The sequence below is a fragment of the Campylobacter sp. JMF_08 NE1 genome (assembly GCF_027737875.1).
GTDB lineage: Bacteria > Campylobacterota > Campylobacteria > Campylobacterales > Campylobacteraceae > Campylobacter_B.
Map to the genome: position 1 here is coordinate 44,093 of NZ_JAOVUC010000002.1, position 16,764 is coordinate 60,856.

The 16,764-nt window shown below is 40.4% G+C and carries 15 protein-coding genes and 1 pseudogene; 12 read left to right on the forward strand and 4 right to left on the reverse strand.

Features of this window, described 5'->3' with window-relative positions:
* Positions 1-12: 12 nt before the first annotated feature.
* From lolA to hemC, 4 genes are read left to right on the forward strand one after another with little or no spacing between them, the layout of a single operon-like run.
* Entirely contained in the window at positions 13-525 is a 513-nt protein-coding gene (gene lolA / locus OFN91_RS02145; protein ID WP_270873096.1) for a LolA-like outer membrane lipoprotein chaperone, read from the forward strand.
* Positions 526-534: 9 nt separating this feature from the next.
* Complete coding sequence (locus OFN91_RS02150; protein WP_270873097.1) at positions 535-1,011, forward strand: low molecular weight protein-tyrosine-phosphatase; 477 nt, start codon at positions 535-537, stop codon at positions 1,009-1,011.
* A gap of 35 nt (positions 1,012-1,046) precedes the next feature.
* Entirely contained in the window at positions 1,047-1,487 is a 441-nt protein-coding gene (locus tag OFN91_RS02155; RefSeq protein ID WP_270873098.1) for an FxsA family protein, read from the forward strand.
* Complete coding sequence (gene hemC / locus OFN91_RS02160) at positions 1,488-2,429, forward strand: hydroxymethylbilane synthase (protein WP_270873099.1); 942 nt, start codon at positions 1,488-1,490, stop codon at positions 2,427-2,429. It abuts the gene before it with no gap.
* Between the two features lie 160 nt (positions 2,430-2,589).
* Here the strand turns inward: hemC and OFN91_RS02165 are convergent, their stop codons facing one another.
* Entirely contained in the window at positions 2,590-2,730 is a 141-nt protein-coding gene (locus OFN91_RS02165; RefSeq protein ID WP_270873100.1) for a hypothetical protein, read from the reverse strand.
* 337 nt (positions 2,731-3,067) lie between these two features.
* Here OFN91_RS02165 and OFN91_RS02170 point away from each other — a divergent pair, with 337 nt between their 5' ends.
* A complete protein-coding gene (locus OFN91_RS02170) occupies positions 3,068-3,229 on the forward strand; it encodes a hypothetical protein (protein ID WP_270873101.1) in 162 nt (53 codons plus the stop codon).
* A gap of 269 nt (positions 3,230-3,498) precedes the next feature.
* Here OFN91_RS02170 and OFN91_RS02175 read toward each other — a convergent pair whose 3' ends face one another.
* From OFN91_RS02175 to ispG, 3 genes and pseudogenes are all read right to left on the reverse strand, one after another.
* A complete protein-coding gene (locus OFN91_RS02175; RefSeq protein ID WP_270873102.1) occupies positions 3,499-4,734 on the reverse strand; it encodes a multidrug effflux MFS transporter in 1,236 nt (411 codons plus the stop codon).
* 462 nt (positions 4,735-5,196) lie between these two features.
* Positions 5,197-6,555: pseudogene (locus OFN91_RS02180) on the reverse strand (replicative DNA helicase); the annotation flags it as partial.
* A gap of 49 nt (positions 6,556-6,604) precedes the next feature.
* On the reverse strand, positions 6,605-7,666 hold the full coding sequence (gene ispG, locus OFN91_RS02185; protein ID WP_270873104.1) for a flavodoxin-dependent (E)-4-hydroxy-3-methylbut-2-enyl-diphosphate synthase: 1,062 nt from the start codon (positions 7,664-7,666) through the stop codon (positions 6,605-6,607).
* 125 nt (positions 7,667-7,791) lie between these two features.
* Here ispG and OFN91_RS02190 point away from each other — a divergent pair, with 125 nt between their 5' ends.
* From OFN91_RS02190 to OFN91_RS02220, 7 genes are all read left to right on the forward strand, one after another.
* On the forward strand, positions 7,792-10,500 hold the full coding sequence (locus OFN91_RS02190; RefSeq protein WP_270873105.1) for a type I restriction endonuclease subunit R: 2,709 nt from the start codon (positions 7,792-7,794) through the stop codon (positions 10,498-10,500).
* Between the two features lie 292 nt (positions 10,501-10,792).
* Entirely contained in the window at positions 10,793-11,035 is a 243-nt protein-coding gene (locus OFN91_RS02195; RefSeq protein WP_270873106.1) for a hypothetical protein, read from the forward strand.
* Positions 11,032-11,319 carry a type II toxin-antitoxin system RelE/ParE family toxin gene (locus OFN91_RS02200; RefSeq protein WP_270873107.1) on the forward strand — a complete coding sequence of 96 codons (288 nt, stop codon included), beginning with the start codon at positions 11,032-11,034 and terminating at the stop codon, positions 11,317-11,319. The genes OFN91_RS02195 and OFN91_RS02200 overlap by 4 nt, the downstream gene beginning before the upstream one ends.
* Positions 11,320-11,322: 3 nt before the next feature.
* Entirely contained in the window at positions 11,323-12,579 is a 1,257-nt protein-coding gene (locus OFN91_RS02205) for a restriction endonuclease subunit S (protein WP_270873108.1), read from the forward strand.
* A complete protein-coding gene (locus OFN91_RS02210) occupies positions 12,576-14,003 on the forward strand; it encodes a class I SAM-dependent DNA methyltransferase (RefSeq protein WP_270873109.1) in 1,428 nt (475 codons plus the stop codon). The genes OFN91_RS02205 and OFN91_RS02210 overlap by 4 nt, the downstream gene beginning before the upstream one ends.
* 142 nt (positions 14,004-14,145) lie before the next feature.
* Positions 14,146-15,546, forward strand: coding sequence for a phosphate acetyltransferase (gene pta / locus OFN91_RS02215; protein WP_270873110.1), 1,401 nt, complete (start codon positions 14,146-14,148; stop codon positions 15,544-15,546).
* Positions 15,546-16,742 (forward strand): acetate kinase, encoded by a 1,197-nt coding sequence (locus tag OFN91_RS02220; protein ID WP_270873111.1) that lies wholly within the window; start codon positions 15,546-15,548, stop codon positions 16,740-16,742. The genes pta and OFN91_RS02220 overlap by 1 nt, the downstream gene beginning before the upstream one ends.
* Positions 16,743-16,764 lie beyond the last annotated feature (22 nt).

Below are 16,764 nucleotides of genomic sequence, written 5' to 3' on the forward strand. Positions count from 1 at the left end.
GAGGTTTGAGATATGAAAAAATCTGTTTTTGCATTGGCGTTTTGCGCTTCGTTTTCGCTCGCAAATCCGCTCGAATTCGACACTCTAAGCGCAAATTTCACCCAAAGCGTCCAAAGCGAAGACGCCAAAATCAACTACACAGGCGATTTTAGCGCGACCAAAGAGCATGCCGTGTGGCACTACACAAGCCCTACGAAAAAAAATATATTTTTTAGCTTCACAAAGGTTACGGTCATCGAACCTGATTTGGAGCAAGCTATCATCACAAATATCAAAGAAACGCCGAATTTAGTGGCGATTTTATCTGACGCGAAACAAAACAAATCTGGCGCTTACGAAGCCGAGCTTGACGGCGTGAAATACTTCATCACTACCCAAAACGACGCCCCTAGCCAGATCTCATACACCGACAAACTCGATAACAAAGTCGTGATAAATCTGCAAAGCGTGCGCAAAAACGAAAAAATAGACGAAAAAATTTTCGCGCCAAATATCCCTAATCACTACGACATAATCACGCAATAAAGGGCAGAAATGAGAATTTTATTCGTTTGTCACGGAAATATTTGTCGCTCGCCAATGGCGCAGGCTATCATGGAAAATTTAGTAAAAACTCGCGGTTTGCAAGATAAAATTCATTGCGATTCCAAAGCCACTCACACCGATGAAATCGGCTCTGCGCCATACTACGAAACCAAGCGAGTATTACGCGAAAAGGCCGTGCCTCTCATGGCTCATGTTGCCACGCAAATCACAAAAGCTGATCTTGAAAAATTTGATTTGATTTTGTGTATGGACGAAGAAAACATGCACTCATTAGCCCGAATTTTTGGGCAAAATTCGCCAAAAGTAAAATTCTTGCTCGAATTTACGGTAGGTCAAAACGCGCCAAAATCGCAAAAAATCATCGCAGATCCATACTACACACGCGATTTTGAGAGCTGTTATGACGATATCGCTAAATCGTGCGAGGCGCTAATGCAAAAAATAGAAAATTTAGAAAGCTTTTGATAAAATTGGTGCTTTAAATTTCAGCAAGGATAGAAATGTTTAGGTTTTTGATACTTCCGTATTTGGTGCTAGAAATGATAATCACATACTATTTTTTGCATGCAAACGGATTTGTGATTTTTGTCATCGAAGTCCTTGTCAGCACGATTTTGGGGCTATTTTTGATGACAAAACGCCCAATGGTAAATTTGGCAAATTTTGCCCGTATCACGCCAAAATATATTTTGAGTGAATTTGGCTTTGTCGCGGCTGGTTTTGCGCTATGCGTGCCACTCATACTTAGCGATATTTTGGGCGTTTGCTTGCTCGTAGTGGCGGTGATTTTATACCTGAAAAACCCCGCCTCCAAAAACGACACATTTTATCGAAACAGCAGCGATTATAGCGCGCAAAACAGCACCCATTACAGACCCAAAAACCACGCAAACGACGATATAATCGACGCTGAAATCATCGAAGAGAAAAAAGGAGAATAAATGCAAAATTTAATCATAGCCACCCGCGGAAGCGTGCTAGCTCTGTGGCAAAGCGAACACATAAAATCGCTAATCGAGCAAAAACACGGAGTTAAGGTCGAGCTAAAAAGCATGAAAACCAAGGGCGATAAAATTTTAGACACACCGCTTGCAAAAATCGGCGGCAAGTGGCTATTTACCAAAGAACTCGAAGAGTGTATGCTCCGAGGCGAAGCCCACCTAGCCGTGCATAGCCTAAAAGATGTGCCAGTTGTCTTTCCCGAGGGTCTAGTTTTGGCTGCAATCGGTGCTAGGGAGGACGAAAGAGACGCGATGATTAGCGAAAAATACGCTAAATTTAGCGACCTACCAAATGGCGCTAAAATCGGCACCACGAGCCTTCGCCGTAAAATGCAACTACTAAAAATGCGCCCTGATTTGGAGATTATTTCGCTTCGCGGAAATGTCCAAACACGCCTCAAAAAGCTAAAAGACGGCGAATTTGACGCGATAATTTTGGCAATGGCTGGGATAAATAGGCTAAATTTAAGAGCCGAAGTGGCGTATGTTTATACCTTCGAGCTCGATGAAATGGTGCCTGCAATGGGTCAAGGAGCACTTGGGATTGAGTGTGCCGACAAAAAAGAGTTGCTCGAAATTTTAAATTTCATAAACGACGAAAACAGCGTGCTTGCGACAAATTTGGAAAGGGCGTTTGTGGCGAGATTGGAGGGCGGTTGCCAAGTGCCAATCGGCGTAAATGCGCAAATCTCAGATGATAGCGTAATCGTGCGCGCAGTCGTGGGACTGCCTGATGGAAGCGAGTTTATCGAGGATAAACTCTGCCTTGCACGCGCAGGAATCGATGCGAAAATAGCGCAAAAAATCGGCACAGATTTTGCCGATAAATTTATCGCCAAAGGGGCAAAAGAGCTTCTAGCCCGCGCCGAAGCTATGGCGTAAATTTGCCTTTTATGCCTTGCGGTGGCGCAAATTTACCATTGCAGGGCATTAATCTACAAAATTTTAAAATTTCAAATTCCACGAAACGCTAAGCTTGAATTTTATTTTTGGATAATTTGCGCTTATTTCAAAGAACTCATCGAAAGGCTAAAACAAGTTTTTACTCGCTGCAACCGCCCAAAAGAACCAAAAAGCCTAAAATCGACCAGCCAGTCGGCAAATCAAAAAACCTTTTTCCCACCCATGAAATTAAGCCGATTATGATAAACACACATAAAAGTCCTAGTGCGACATTTTCCATAATTTTGCCTTTGTGTGATGAATTTGCTCTGCTTTGGCTACGCCTTTGCTTTGCTTATTTAGATTATATAAAATTTAAATCTAAGAGCGGTAGGACTCGCACCTACAATACGCAATCTTATCCTGCTTTTAAAGGGATTGCCCGGACTACTATGTTACCGCCATCAACTCTTAGATTTTAAAAGAGCTAGCCAAGCTCTTAGCATTTATGTTTGCGGTAAAGACCTATACCCGCGACCCTAACAAAAGGGCTGAACTTACCCAAAGTGGCTACTTTTGGGCGGCAATCGCAGTCTTAATTCAACATAAAGCTTTAATAAAAATTTCAAAGGTAATAAATGGTGACGAGAGTTGAACTCGCGATGGCACTATTTAAACGGCGCAACACGACCACATGGTATATCTGCCACTTATTACGCTTATATTGTATCAAAAAAGTGAAATTTTACCAAAATAAAGAATTTAAAAACAACTCACAAGAGCGAGAGCTTAACGCATAGTATGATTAAAAGTCTGTATCATACTCGCCACAAAAAAGGGCTAAAAACAGCGCAAAAACCAAAGAGTCGTATTTTTTATCAAAAGGAATAATATGATAGAAATATCGGGGAAAGAGCCATAAATTCCGAAGAAATTTATCTAAAAATCAAAGGTAAAAACGCTAAATTTGCGCCAAAATTTAGCGCAAATTTTGATAATAATATATAAATTTTGGTTAATCGGCGCAGTGTTTTGGCAAAAATTCACAGAATTTTAAAATTCTGCGAATTTAGCTAAATTTGCGCTTTAAATTTTTAGTGAATTTTTTATTCGCACACAGATAGACGCCGTATCCTAGGAAAATGCAAATCGCCATTACCACAGCTAGCGAAAATGGGTGATTTGCGCCGGCAGCTCCCACGATTGCGGCGATTAGTCCAGCTACCGCCATTTGCACCGCGCCTAGCACAGCCGATGCTGAGCCTGATTTGCCCTTAAAGCGCGCCATGGCAAGCACCACGGCATTTGGGATTATGAGCCCCTTCATACCCAGCGTGAAAAAAAGGCAAACCTCAAACGCCCAAAATCCAAGCCCCAAAAGCCCGCACCCAAGCAAACACAAAGCTCCCACAATCATCGCTAAAAAGGCAAATTGCAAAATCACAAAAGGCGAGATTTTTTGCACGATTTTGGCATTTATCGCCGAAAAAATCGTCATTGACAGCGCATTTATGCCAAAAATCAGCCCAAATTCCTTGCTACTTAGCCCAAAATGCTCCTTAAAAACAAACGCAGAGCCCGTGATATAGGCAAACATCGCCGCCATTGTAAGTGCAGACGAAAGCGTAAAAATGAAAAATTTGCGATTTTGCAAAATTCTAGCGTAGTTTATAAAAACGGGTTTGAAGCCTAGTTTTAGGCTCTTGTCGATAATCGCGCTCTCCCTAAGCCCTAAAAATATCATACAAAATAAAATTATTCCAAGCACAAAAAGCGTGCCAAATATCACTCTCCACCCGCCAAAATCTAGTATAAACGCCCCAAATGTGGGCGCTAACATAGGCGCTATGGAGCCTACTATCATCATCAGCGCCAAAACTGACGCGCCCTGGGCGGTGTCAAATTTATCATTTATCACAGCGCGCGCAATCACCACGCCAGCGCACCCGCCAAGGGCTTGAACAAATCTAAAAAATATAAAAGCGTAGATATTTTGGGTATTAGCGCATAAAATACTCGCCACGATAAATAGCGCAACGCCCGCTAGCAGGGGTTTTCTGCGACCATAAATGTCGCTTAGCGGCCCATAGATTAGCTGACCTAGCGCAAATGCCACAAAAAACGCGCTGATTGAGAGCTGAGTGTAAAATTCGCTCGTCTCAAAGCTAGTTTGGACATTTTTGAGCGCTGGCAGATACATATCCGTCGAAAGTGGCGCCACAGCCGACATATAGGCCAAAACTATGATTAAATATGGTTTTGCGATTTTTGGCGAATTTAAAAATTCGCCGATTTTTTCAAACATCAAATTCCTTAAATTTCAAAATTTAGCTAAATTTTACCCCTAAATATCCACAGGGTTTTCGTCGTTTTCGCTCGCATTTTCATCGCCAAAAAGCTCTTCGCCTTGACTTTGATTTTGCGTATATGCGCCCTGTTTTAGGACATTTGCCATATTTGTATCAGGGATCGCAAAGCTTTCGATATCTACGCTTTGGCTTGGCACATCTACGCTTTGCATAATCTCATCTGCCCCTGTTTCGATAAATTCCCCGCTTTCGCTTTCTTGCGCAAAATTTGGCGCAGTATCTCCCACGCCCTGATTTGCAAAATTTGGCGCAAATTCCGGCGCAGTATTTGGCGCACCTGCCCCATTTTCTAGCGAAATTTCGCCCACCATTGGCATTGCTTCGGCAAAATCCGGCGTCATATCTGGCGTCATTTCAAACTCGCTACTCTCCATTGGCGCACCGCCGAAGCTCACCAAATCCACAAAGCGCGTATAAGGCCCCTGAAATGCGACCTCTATCGTGCGCCCTGCTTCGCCTGAGCGGTTTTTGCCGATGATGATTTCTGCCTTTTCTTCTAGCTCATTTCGCTTAAATTCCTCGATTTCGCTCGGATCTTTGCCTGCCATTTCCAGCGCAGCTCTTTTCTCGCGATACGCCCTTTCTTTATAGACCTCATCGCGATAAACAAAAAGTATAATATCCGCGTCCTGCTCGATTGCCCCACTCTCGCGCAAATCCGCCATTTGCGGGCGTTTATCAGATCTAAGCTCCACGCCACGATTGAGCTGTGAAAGCGCGATAATCGGTATGTTTAGCTCGCGCGCAAGTAGCTTTAATCCGCGCGAAATTTCGGCGATTTGCAAATGCCTCTCGCTAAAATTACTAGTGCTTGTCATCAAACCTATATAATCCACCACGCAAAGCTCGATATTTTCGTGCGCGGCTTTGAGTTTGCGCATTTGGGTGCGCACCTGCTGAATATTGACATGACCGCTATCATAGACGAAAAGCGGCAAATCCATCATACGCTCGCACTCGGCATTAAACCTGCTCCAATCATCATCGCTTAGCGTCGCACTTAAAATCGAATTTAGTGGCACAGAGCTTCCGATACTTAGCATTCTATACATAATCTGCACGGCTGGCATTTCGAGCGAGAAAAACACCACGCCCTTGCCCTTTTCGAGCGTTTTTAGCATGGAGTTTAGCACGAAGGCTGTCTTTCCCATACCTGGGCGCGCAGCGATAATGATAAGCTCGCCTGGTTTGTAGCCTTTGGTAAATTTATTAAGGTATGTAAAGCCCGTGTCAAGCCCCACTAGCTCGGAGCCTGCTTGCTCTTTTTGTTTGCGAAGCTCGCTGACGACTTCGGTGATGATTTCGGGGCTGGTTTTGACCCCGCCGTGCTTTTCCTCGTCGATTAGTTTGTAGATTTCTGCGCTGATTTTATCGGCGGCTTCTTTGGCTTTTTGGGTTTCATTTACGATAGTAGGTGTCCTGTGCGCGATAGAATTTAGTCCGCGTTTGATAGATTTTTCTTTTAGCTCGTTTGCATATTTTCTAGTATCAATCAAACCGCTTGTAGCCAAAATTTCAGCAAAAATTTGCTCGTTATACCTGCCTTCTAGCCATTTTTTGATAAAACTAGGCGCGATAGGCTCATCATGCGCCACGCACTTCGTGATAGCCTCATAAACATCGGCATGTGGCTTGAAATAAAAGTCCCCCACGCCAATCATATCGCCGATTTCGCTGTATGCCTCGTCGTCTTGTATGAGCGCGCTTAAAATCGCTCTTTCCATATCCAAATCATATAAATTTGCAGCTACTTCCATAAATTTGCCTTGATTAAATTTGATTAAATTTCATTAAATTTGCCAAAATTTAGCGCTCTTCGTAGCGCTTCACCTCATCTTCAACTTCACTTAAAAATCTCTCCACTAACTCGCTCTCTTTTAGCTTTGCTACTATTTCGCCGTGGCGAATCACTAGCCCATTTCCCTTGCCAAAGGCGATTGCGACATCTGCGCCTTTGGCTTCGCCAAGCGCATTTACCACGCAGCCCATAACAGAGATGTTTAAAGGTGCTTTTATGTGCTTTGTTCGCTCTTCTACGATTTTAATCGCACGGACTAAATCGCTTTGCAGCCTCCCACAAGTAGGACATGAGATGATATTTATGCCACTTTTTTGCACTCCGGCGTCTTGGAGTATGGCTTTGGCGACTTTGATTTCTTCTTCGAGTTCGCCAGTAATGCTTACTCTCATCGTATCGCCGATACCTTCTAATAAAAGCGTTCCAAGTGCGATTGCGCTTTTTATCGTCGCGTGGAAGGTCGTCCCAGCCTCTGTAACGCCTAAGTGAAACGGATACTCGCAAAGCGGACGAAGTGTGCGATACGCTTCAACCGTGCGGGGCACATCGGAGCTTTTAAGCGAAATCGCAATGTCGGTAAAATCAAAGTCTTCGAGCAATTTGAAATTATAAAGCGCACTTTGAATCATACCTTGCGGGGTTCTACCAAATTTGACTTCAAACTGCTCTTCGAGCGAGCCCGAATTTACACCTATGCGAATCGGCAAATTTCGCTCTTTGCACGCTTTTACCACTTCTTTTATGCGCTCACTTCCGCCGATATTGCCCGGATTTATGCGAATCGCATCGACGAATTGGGCGACTTCCAACGCCAAGCGATAGTTAAAATGAATATCTGCCACTATCGGCAAAGGCGAGTTTTTCTTTATCTCTGCCAAAGCTTTTGCGTCGTCATGATCTAGCACGGCACATCGCACCAAATCAGCACCCGCAAAATAAAGGCGATTGATTTGCGCAAGTGTGCCATTTATATCTTTTGTCTTCGAAAATGTCATCGACTGCACCGAAATCGGAGCGTCCCCACCGATAGCAACATTTCCTACTTTTATCTGTTTTGTTTTGTATCTCATTTGTAAATTTGCCTTAAAAATTTAAAAATTTGCATTTTTGGATTTTACCAAAATGCGGTTTAAATTTTGATTTTGCGATAAAATTTACATTATGATATAATTTTATAAAAATTTTAAGGACATAAATGAACCCTGAATTAGAAGCTAGAATTGACATTGATAAGCTTTTACAAAATGCAGGTTGGCTAGTTTTAGACAAAAATCAATTCGATATTACAGCAAATGGCGGAAATGTCATAGTGCGTGAATTTACTATGCAAGATGGCAAACCTTGCGATTATTTAATTTTTGTAAATGGTAAGGCTTGTGGCATTATAGAAGCCAAAAAAGCAGGTATTAGCCTAAGCGGTGTAGAAAATCAATCGCAAAATTATGCTTTAAATTTGCCAAATTTTGTTCGCAGACACGGCGAAGCAAACGAGCCTTTAAGGTTTGTTTTTGAGACAAATGCAAATGAAATTTATTTTACAGATTTGCAAGACAAAGACGCTAGGTCTAGGCGAATTTTTGCATTTTTTAAACCAAACTTTTTACTAGAACTGCTAAACCAAAAAAATACACTTAGAAATAATCTTAAAAATATGCCGCCGCTTTTAATGGCAAATCCAAGAAAATGCCAACAAGAAGCGGTTGAAAATTTAGAAAATTCGCTATTTAAAGCAAATCAAAAATCTTTAATCATAATGGCAACAGGCAGTGGCAAAACCTACACTGCTTGCAATTTTTCCTACCGACTTATTAAATTTGCAAAAGCAAAAAGAATTCTCTTTTTAGTCGATAGAAGCAATCTAGCCAGACAGACAAAAGCAGAATTTGACGAATTTAGACTTCCTGATGAAAATCGTAAATTTAGCGAAGTTTATATCACTCAACATTTGCAAACAAACCAAATCGACAAAGACGCCAAAGTCGTCATTACAACAATCCAACGCATTTACTCTATGATAAGCGGAGAGAGCGAATTTGACGAAGCGAACGAAGATATTTCAGCTTTTAGCGAAAACTATCCAAAACCACAAAAAATTGTTACTTATAATCCAAATTTGCCTATCGAAGAATTTGATTTTATCGTGGTTGATGAGTGCCATAGAAGCATTTATGGCGAGTGGCGACAAATTTTAGAGTATTTCGACGCTTTTATCATAGGACTTACGGCAACGCCGTCAAATTTAACTCTTGGATTTTTTAATCAAAACATAATCAGCGATTATTCGCTCGAACGCTCCATAATAGACGGCATAAATGTTGATTGCGATATTTTTATGATTAAAACCGACATTTCAGAACACGGCGCAAAACTAGAAGCAGGGAAAATTCCCGCTATCGATAAACGCACTAGAAAGCAAATTTATGAAGAACTCGACCAAGAAACGCCTTACGACGCAAAAGATTTAGATCGCTCTGTCGTATCGATAAATCAAATTCGCACGATTATGGAATGCTATAAAAATTCAGTTTTTACCGAGCTTTATCCAAACAGAGAGCCGAATTTCGTCCCAAAAACACTGATTTTCGCCAAAGACGATATGCACGCTGAAAATATCGTTCGTATCACAAGAGAAGTTTTTGCAAAAGGTAATGATTTTTGCAAAAAAATTACATACAATATCGGCAACGAAAAACCAGAAGAACTCATAAAAGCTTTTAGGATTGATCCGAATTTTCGTATCGCCGTAACTGTCGATATGATAGCCACAGGAACGGACATAAAAGCTTTGGAAGTTTTGATTTTCATGCGTGATGTCAAATCAAAAAACTATTACGAGCAGATGAAAGGTCGCGGTGTCCGCACGATTAATGAAAACGACTTGCAAAGTATCACACCAAATGCGACTAAAAAAGATAAATTTTATATCATCGACGCAGTCGGCGTTACACAAAGCCCAAAAAACCTACACGCACCGCTTGAACGCAAAAAAGGCGTCTCTTTTGAAAAATTGCTAAATGAAATCGCAGTCGGCAAAAGCGATGATGAGAGCATTTCTACACTTGCAGTTCGCGTAGCAAATTTACAAACAAAACTAGACAAAGAAGATGAAGAAAAAATCATAAATTTATGCGGAAAAAATTTAAACCAAATCGCAAACGAGCTTTTAAACACCATTGACGCAGATTTTACAAATGACAAAAGCGAAGATGAAATCCAAAACGCAAAAGACGAAGCCTTAAAGCCGTTTTACAACCCTATTTTTCGCCAAACCTTGCTCGAACTCGCCAAAAAATCCAAGCTCTACATTGACGAGCTTAGCGTAGATAAAGTTATTTCCGTGCAAAATTTACAAAATCCAAAAGAGCTAATCGAAAATTTCAAAGAATTTATACACGCCAACAAAGATGAAATCACCGCACTTTCTATTATTTTTTCACAATCATACAAAACTAGATTTTTAACTTATGAGCTTATCAAAGAGCTTGAAACCAAGCTAAAAAGTGCAAATTTAAAATTTCAAACCGAAAATCTTTACAACGCTTTTAACGCTACACTGCCTGAAAAAATCAAAGCCAAAACGCCGTTAAAATCGCTAATGGATTTGATACAAATCATCAAATTTGCCATTGGCTTTACAGATGAGCTAGAAAGCTTTTCAAGCAGAGCAAATTCAATGTTTGAGCTATGGAAAGGCAGACAGATCAAAAACGGCGTAAATTTCAGCCCCACTCAGCTTGATTTTTTAAATCTCATAAAAGAGCAAATTATAGCAAATTCATATATCAGCAGTGAAAATTTGCAAGAAAATTTAAGCGACAAAGGCGGAATTTTCAAAGCCAAATCGCTCTTTGGCGAAAAATTAGATGAAATTTTGGTTGATTTATACTCGGCATTGGTGGCGTAAATCGGTTATAGCAGATAAAAAGTAAGCAATATCATTGCCTGTCATTGCGAGTGAGTGTAACGAACGAAGCAATCCAGTAACGCCGTCAGGCGTTTATAAATTTTATAAATTTAAAAAATTGTAAATTTGCACTTTTTAAAAACGGCTTTGCCGTTTGCTGGATTGCTTCGAAATTGCTACACAATTTCTCGCAATGACAGATTAGGCAATTTTGCAATTTCTCACAATGACAAAATGAGAATTTAAATAAATTTTAGCTATAATCTTGCGAATAAATTTAAAAGGATTTGCCTTGATTTTAAGCATAAAAACAACCGCCGATAAAAGCACTATCGAAGCCATTAAAACACTTTTGCTTTCTATTGACCCAAGTGCTGTTTTTTCATTTGACGAAGCGTATCTAAGCGAAGAAGACACCATAAAGCTTAAAGAAATTTATGACAAAAACAAAAAAGGCGAACTAAATTTTGTCAGTTTTGACGAAATGAAAAACCGCACCACAGAGCATTTGCGAAAACTTGGCGCCAAAATATGACAATCATCTACAACGATAGTTTTGAAAATTCATTAAATGAAATTATCGATTTTATCGCACAAGATAGCATTGAAAGAGCCGTTAAATTTCACAATGACATTTATCAAAAAATTTCAAATATAACCTTTATGCCTTATAGATACCGCCGAAACAAAATTCTAAATGATAAAAATGTCAGAGATTTGATTTTCAAAGGCTACATTATACCTTTTGAAATCAAAAAAGACAAAATAGAAATTCTTACTATTTTTAAAGAAAATTTACCTAAATTTAAAAGGACTTAAATTTTGGATAAAAACTCTCTGCCGAAACATTGGCAAACCAAACCACTCGGCGAAGTTGGCGAAGTTATATCGGGCGGAACACCTTCAACTGCTGATTTAGAAAATTTTGGCGGAGATATAGCTTGGATTACACCTGCCGATTTATCAAATTATACTGACAAATTTATATCACACGGAAGTAGAAATATTACAGAAAAAGGCTTAAAATCGTCATCTGCAAAACTAATGCCAAAAGGTTCTATTTTATTTTCATCAAGAGCACCGATTGGCTATGTTGCTATTGCTTCAAATCAAATTTGCACAAATCAAGGTTTTAAAAATTTAATTCCTTATGATTTTATGAATAGCGAATTTATATATTATTACTTGAAAAATGCTAAACATTTAGCGTTGGAGTTAGCCAGTGGAACAACATTTAAAGAAATTTCTGCTAAAAATTTTGCCAAAATTCCTATCCCAGTCCCGCCGTTATCCGAACAAAAACAAATTGTGGGTGAGATTGAGCGGAGATTTGAGAAATTAGATAAAGCGATAGAAAATTTCAGACAAATTCTCAAAAATCTCAAACTTTATCGCCAAAGTGTCCTTAAATTTGCATTTGACGGCAAATTCACTAATCCAAATTTAACCAACTGGCAAACCAAACCACTCGGCGAAGTTGTTTCCCAAAATAAACACTCAATCAAACGAGGACCTTTCGGAAGTAGTTTGAAAAAAGAATTTTTTGTTTCAAACGGAATAAGAATTTTTGAACAATATAATCCCATAAATCAAGACCCAAATTTTAAAAGATATTTTATAACCGAAGAAAAATTTAAAGAATTAGAAGCTTTTATGGCTTGTGGTGGCGATTTGCTTATTAGTTGCTCTGGGACTATCGGTAAAATTTTAGAATTACCACAAAATGTAGAAAAAGGAATTATAAATCAAGCATTATTAAAAATTACGCTTGATAATGAAAAAATTTTAAATTCATTTTTTGTATTATTTTTTCAATCTCCAAAAATGCAAAAAGAAATTTTAGAAAATACTATCGGAACAGCTATAAAAAATATAGTCGGAGTAAAAGAATTAAAGCAAATTCAAATTCCTATTCCGCCATTATCCGAACAAAAACAAATCGTTAGTGAGATAGAAAAAAGATTTGCCAAAGCAAACAAAATAGAAAATTTGATAAACAAATCCCTAAAAAATGCAGAAATTTTAAAACAAAGTATCCTAAAACAAGCATTTAGCGGAAATTTAAAGGTAAAAAAATGAGTGAAAATAATCTAATAAATAAAATTTGGAACTACGCTACGATTTTGCGTGATAGCGGTGTAAGCTACACTGAGTATGTATCACAGCTGACATATTTGCTGTTTTTGAAAATGGACGATGAAATGGCAAGTGCAGGTCTAAAAACTCAAATCCCAAATGAATTTAGCTGGGGTGCGTTAAAAAGCACCGACGGAAGCGAGTTAGAGAAAAAATATAGCGAAATTTTAGAAAATTTAAGCAAATTTGACGGAATAATCGGAGCGATATATCAAAAAGCAAAAAATCAAATCACAGAACCTGCCAAACTAAAAAGGCTAGTCGGACTAATAGACAATGAGACTTGGATGGGGCTTGATGTCGATGTAAAAGGTGCGATATATGAAGGTTTGCTTCAAAAAAACGCAACCGAAACAAAGGCAGGTGCGGGGCAGTATTTCACTCCAAGAGCGCTTATAAAAGCCATAGTCGAAGTCATGCAACCAAAATATGATATGAAAGTGCTTGATCCTGCTTGTGGGACGGGCGGGTTTTTGTTAGCGGCGTATGAGTATATGAGAGCGCAAACAAACGACAAAATCGCCATAAAAGAGCTAAAAGAAAACGGCGTTCGCGGGGTAGATATAACTCCGCTTGTGGTGAGCTTGTGCGCTATGAATTTATACTTGCACGGCATAGGCGGGGCGGAAAGTCCGGTAAAAGTCGGCGACTCGCTGGTAAGTCGGGGAAATGAATTTTATGATATGGTGCTGACAAATCCGCCATTTGGCAAGAAATCAGCTACAAAAATAATGACGAGCGACGGAAGTGTCGATACACAGAGAGAAAACTACGAAAGAGACGATTTTATCGCTACTACTTCAAATAAACAGATAAATTTTTTACAACACATAATGAGTATGCTTAAAATCGGCGGAAAAGCCGCAGTAATCGTGCCTGATAATGTGCTTTTTGAAGCAGGAGCGGGAGAAAAGGTGCGAAAAAGGCTTTTGAAAGATTTTAAGTTGCATACGATTTTGCGTTTGCCGACGGGGATTTTTTACGCGCAAGGCGTAAAAGCAAATGTGCTGTTTTTTGATAAATTTACCCCACTTGATGGCGAAAAATACCGCACGAGCGAAGTTTGGGTTTATGACTTGCGAACGAATACGAATTTAACGCTTGTTACAAATAGCCTAAAAAGCGAACATTTGAGCGATTTCATAGAGTGCTTTAAGGCTGGAAATTTTGATGAGCGCCATGAGAGCGAGAGATTTAAACGCTTTGAAATCGCTGAAATTTTGAAGAGAGATAAGACAAATTTAGACATTTTGTGGCTAAAAGATGAAAGCTTAATGGATAGCGAAAATTTGCCAGAACCTGATGAAATTTTGGCTGAAATTTTGGGTGATTTGAAAACGGCTTTGGGTGAGATAGAGAAAATTTAAAATTTTAAATTGTATAAATTTGTCCTTAAATAAAAAACAAAACGAAATTTTATTTCACCCAAATTCCAGAAATTTAAAACAAAACCCAACTTTAATATGATAAAATGCAAGTGTTTTTTTAATTTTTTTATAAGGATTGCTTATGAACGCATTTTTTGTTTTAGGCGACGATGTGCGCGATATCACAGCTAAATTTGACGGCACTGTGGCGCTAAATATCGTCCCAGATGTGGCGAGCGAGAGCGAAATCATATCGCTTTTAGAAAAAGGCGAGATTGCACAAATCTCAAAAATGGCAATAGCCAAATTTGACGCAGTCTCAAAAAACGCAAAATGCGTAATCGTCTATGGCGCAAAAGGCTTCGATGAGGTGCTAAATTTCGGCCTTAGCAAGGATTTGGCTCTGCCTGTGGTGGGACTATATACGAGCGAGAGCAAGGCGAAAATCGCCGAGAATTTCGCCAAAAAATGTGGCGCACAAATTTTACGCTTCACCACAAAAGATGTCTGCGCTGATTGCCTAGGCGACGCGCTAAAAGGCGCGAAATGCGAAATTCTAACCCCAGTGAGATTTGAAAGCACTCTTTATGCCAAAGCAGCGTCAAACAAAAAATCAGTCGTCCTACCAGAAGCCGATGATGAGAGGATTTTGCGTGCTAGTGAAATTTTACTAAAAAGCGGCGCGGTAAATTTAGTCTTGCTTGGCGACGAGGCAGAAATTAAGGCAAAAGCTGGAAATTTAGGGCTGAATTTAGACGGCGTCAAAATCATAAACCCAGCAAACAACGAATTCTCTGATGAGTTTGCTAACACCCTTTACGAGCTTCGCAAAGCCAAAGGCATGGAGCTAGAAAAAGCGCAAAAATTAGTGCGAGACCGCACATTTTTTGGCACAATGCTAGTGTATAGTGGCAAGGCCGACGCTATGGTCAGTGGCGCTAGCACGACCACAGCCGAGACTATCCGCCCAGCACTTCAAACAATCAAAACAATGCCGGGCGTAAGCACGGTCAGTGGCTCATTTATCATGTGCCTAGATAGCCAAATCGTGATTTTCGCAGACTGCGCTGTCGTGCCAAACCCAGACGCAAACGCTCTTGCAAGTATCGCGATTAGCTCGGCAAATACTGCGCGCGCATTTGGACTAGAACCACGAGTGGCAATGCTAAGCTACTCTACCAAAGGTAGTGGCTCAGGCCCAAGCGTAGAAATCGTAGAAGAAGCCACTAAGCTGGTAGGCGAGCTAGCCCCGGATTTAGCAGTCGATGGACCATTGCAATTCGACGCAGCATTCGACCCTACAACCGCAAGCAAAAAGGCCCCAGGCTCAGCAGTAGCTGGCAAGGCAAATGTATTTGTTTTCCCTGATTTAAATGCAGGAAATATCGGCTACAAGGCAGTCCAAAGAACATCTGGCGCAGTGGCAATCGGCCCAATCTTGCAAGGTCTTAAAAAACCAGTTAATGATTTAAGCAGGGGTTGCAAGGTCGAGGATATCGTAAATACAGTGCTTATTAGCGCAATTCAAGCAGGAGTAAATTAATGGAAATTTTAGTCATAAACTCAGGTAGCAGTTCAATCAAATTTAAATTCCAAGATATGGATAATAAAACTTGCCTTGCAAGCGGCGTCATCGAAGAGATTGGCTCAGAGCACTCAAAAGCCAAAATTGAGGCAGGCGAATTTGAAAAAGAGGTCAAAGAGCCGATTAAATCGCACGAAGAAGGCATTGAGATAATGTATCGCTTGCTAAAAGAAAGTGGCACGCTAAAAGACATCAACGATATCGAGGGTATCGGACACCGCATAGTCCAAGGCGCTGATTATTTCGACAAAGCAGCCTTCGTAGATAGCGATGTGCTAGCCAAAATCGAAGAACTTTGCCCGCTTGCCCCTCTTCACAACCCAGCAGCAGTTGCTGGAATCAAATCATGTATGAGCGCGTCAAAAACTCCAAATGTGGCTGTTTTTGACACTACATTTCACCAAAGTATGCCAAAAGAGGCTTTCATGTATGCACTTCCGTATGAATTCTACGAAAAAAACAAAGTCCGCAGATACGGCGCACACGGCACTTCTCACTGGTATGTATCACGCACAGCGGCTGAATTTTTAGGCGTGGATTATGATAAATTTAACTGCATTACCCTACACTTAGGAAACGGTTCTAGTATCACCGCTATCAAAAATGGCAAATGCGTCGATACTTCAATGGGTATGACTCCACTCGAAGGCCTTATGATGGGCACTAGGTGTGGTTCGATAGATCCTGCGATTATCGCGTATATGGAGCGCGTGGCAGGTCATGGCGCACAAGAAATGGACGCGATAATGAACAAAAAAAGCGGACTTTTGGGCGTTTGTGGCACTAGCGATTTGCGCAAAGTCGAGGAAATGATAGAAGCAGGCGATGAAAAGGCAAAACTCGCCTATGATATGCTAGTCTATCAAATCGTCAAACTCGTAGGCGCATACTACGCAGTGCTTGGCAAAATCGACGCTATCGTCTTTACCGGCGGTATCGGGGAGAACGCAAATATCTTGCGCGAGAGAGTTTGCGAGAAGCTAGCGCATTTTGGTATCGCAATCGACAAGGCTGAAAACAATATCCGCAGGAAAATCAACCGAGATCTAAGCACGAGCGAGGCAAAAATCAAAACTCTAATTATCCCTACAAACGAAGAGTTAGCGATCGCCGAGCAAGTAGTCGAGGTGCTAAAAGCTAAAAATTTAGCCTAAATTCCGTAAATTTTAGGCGAGA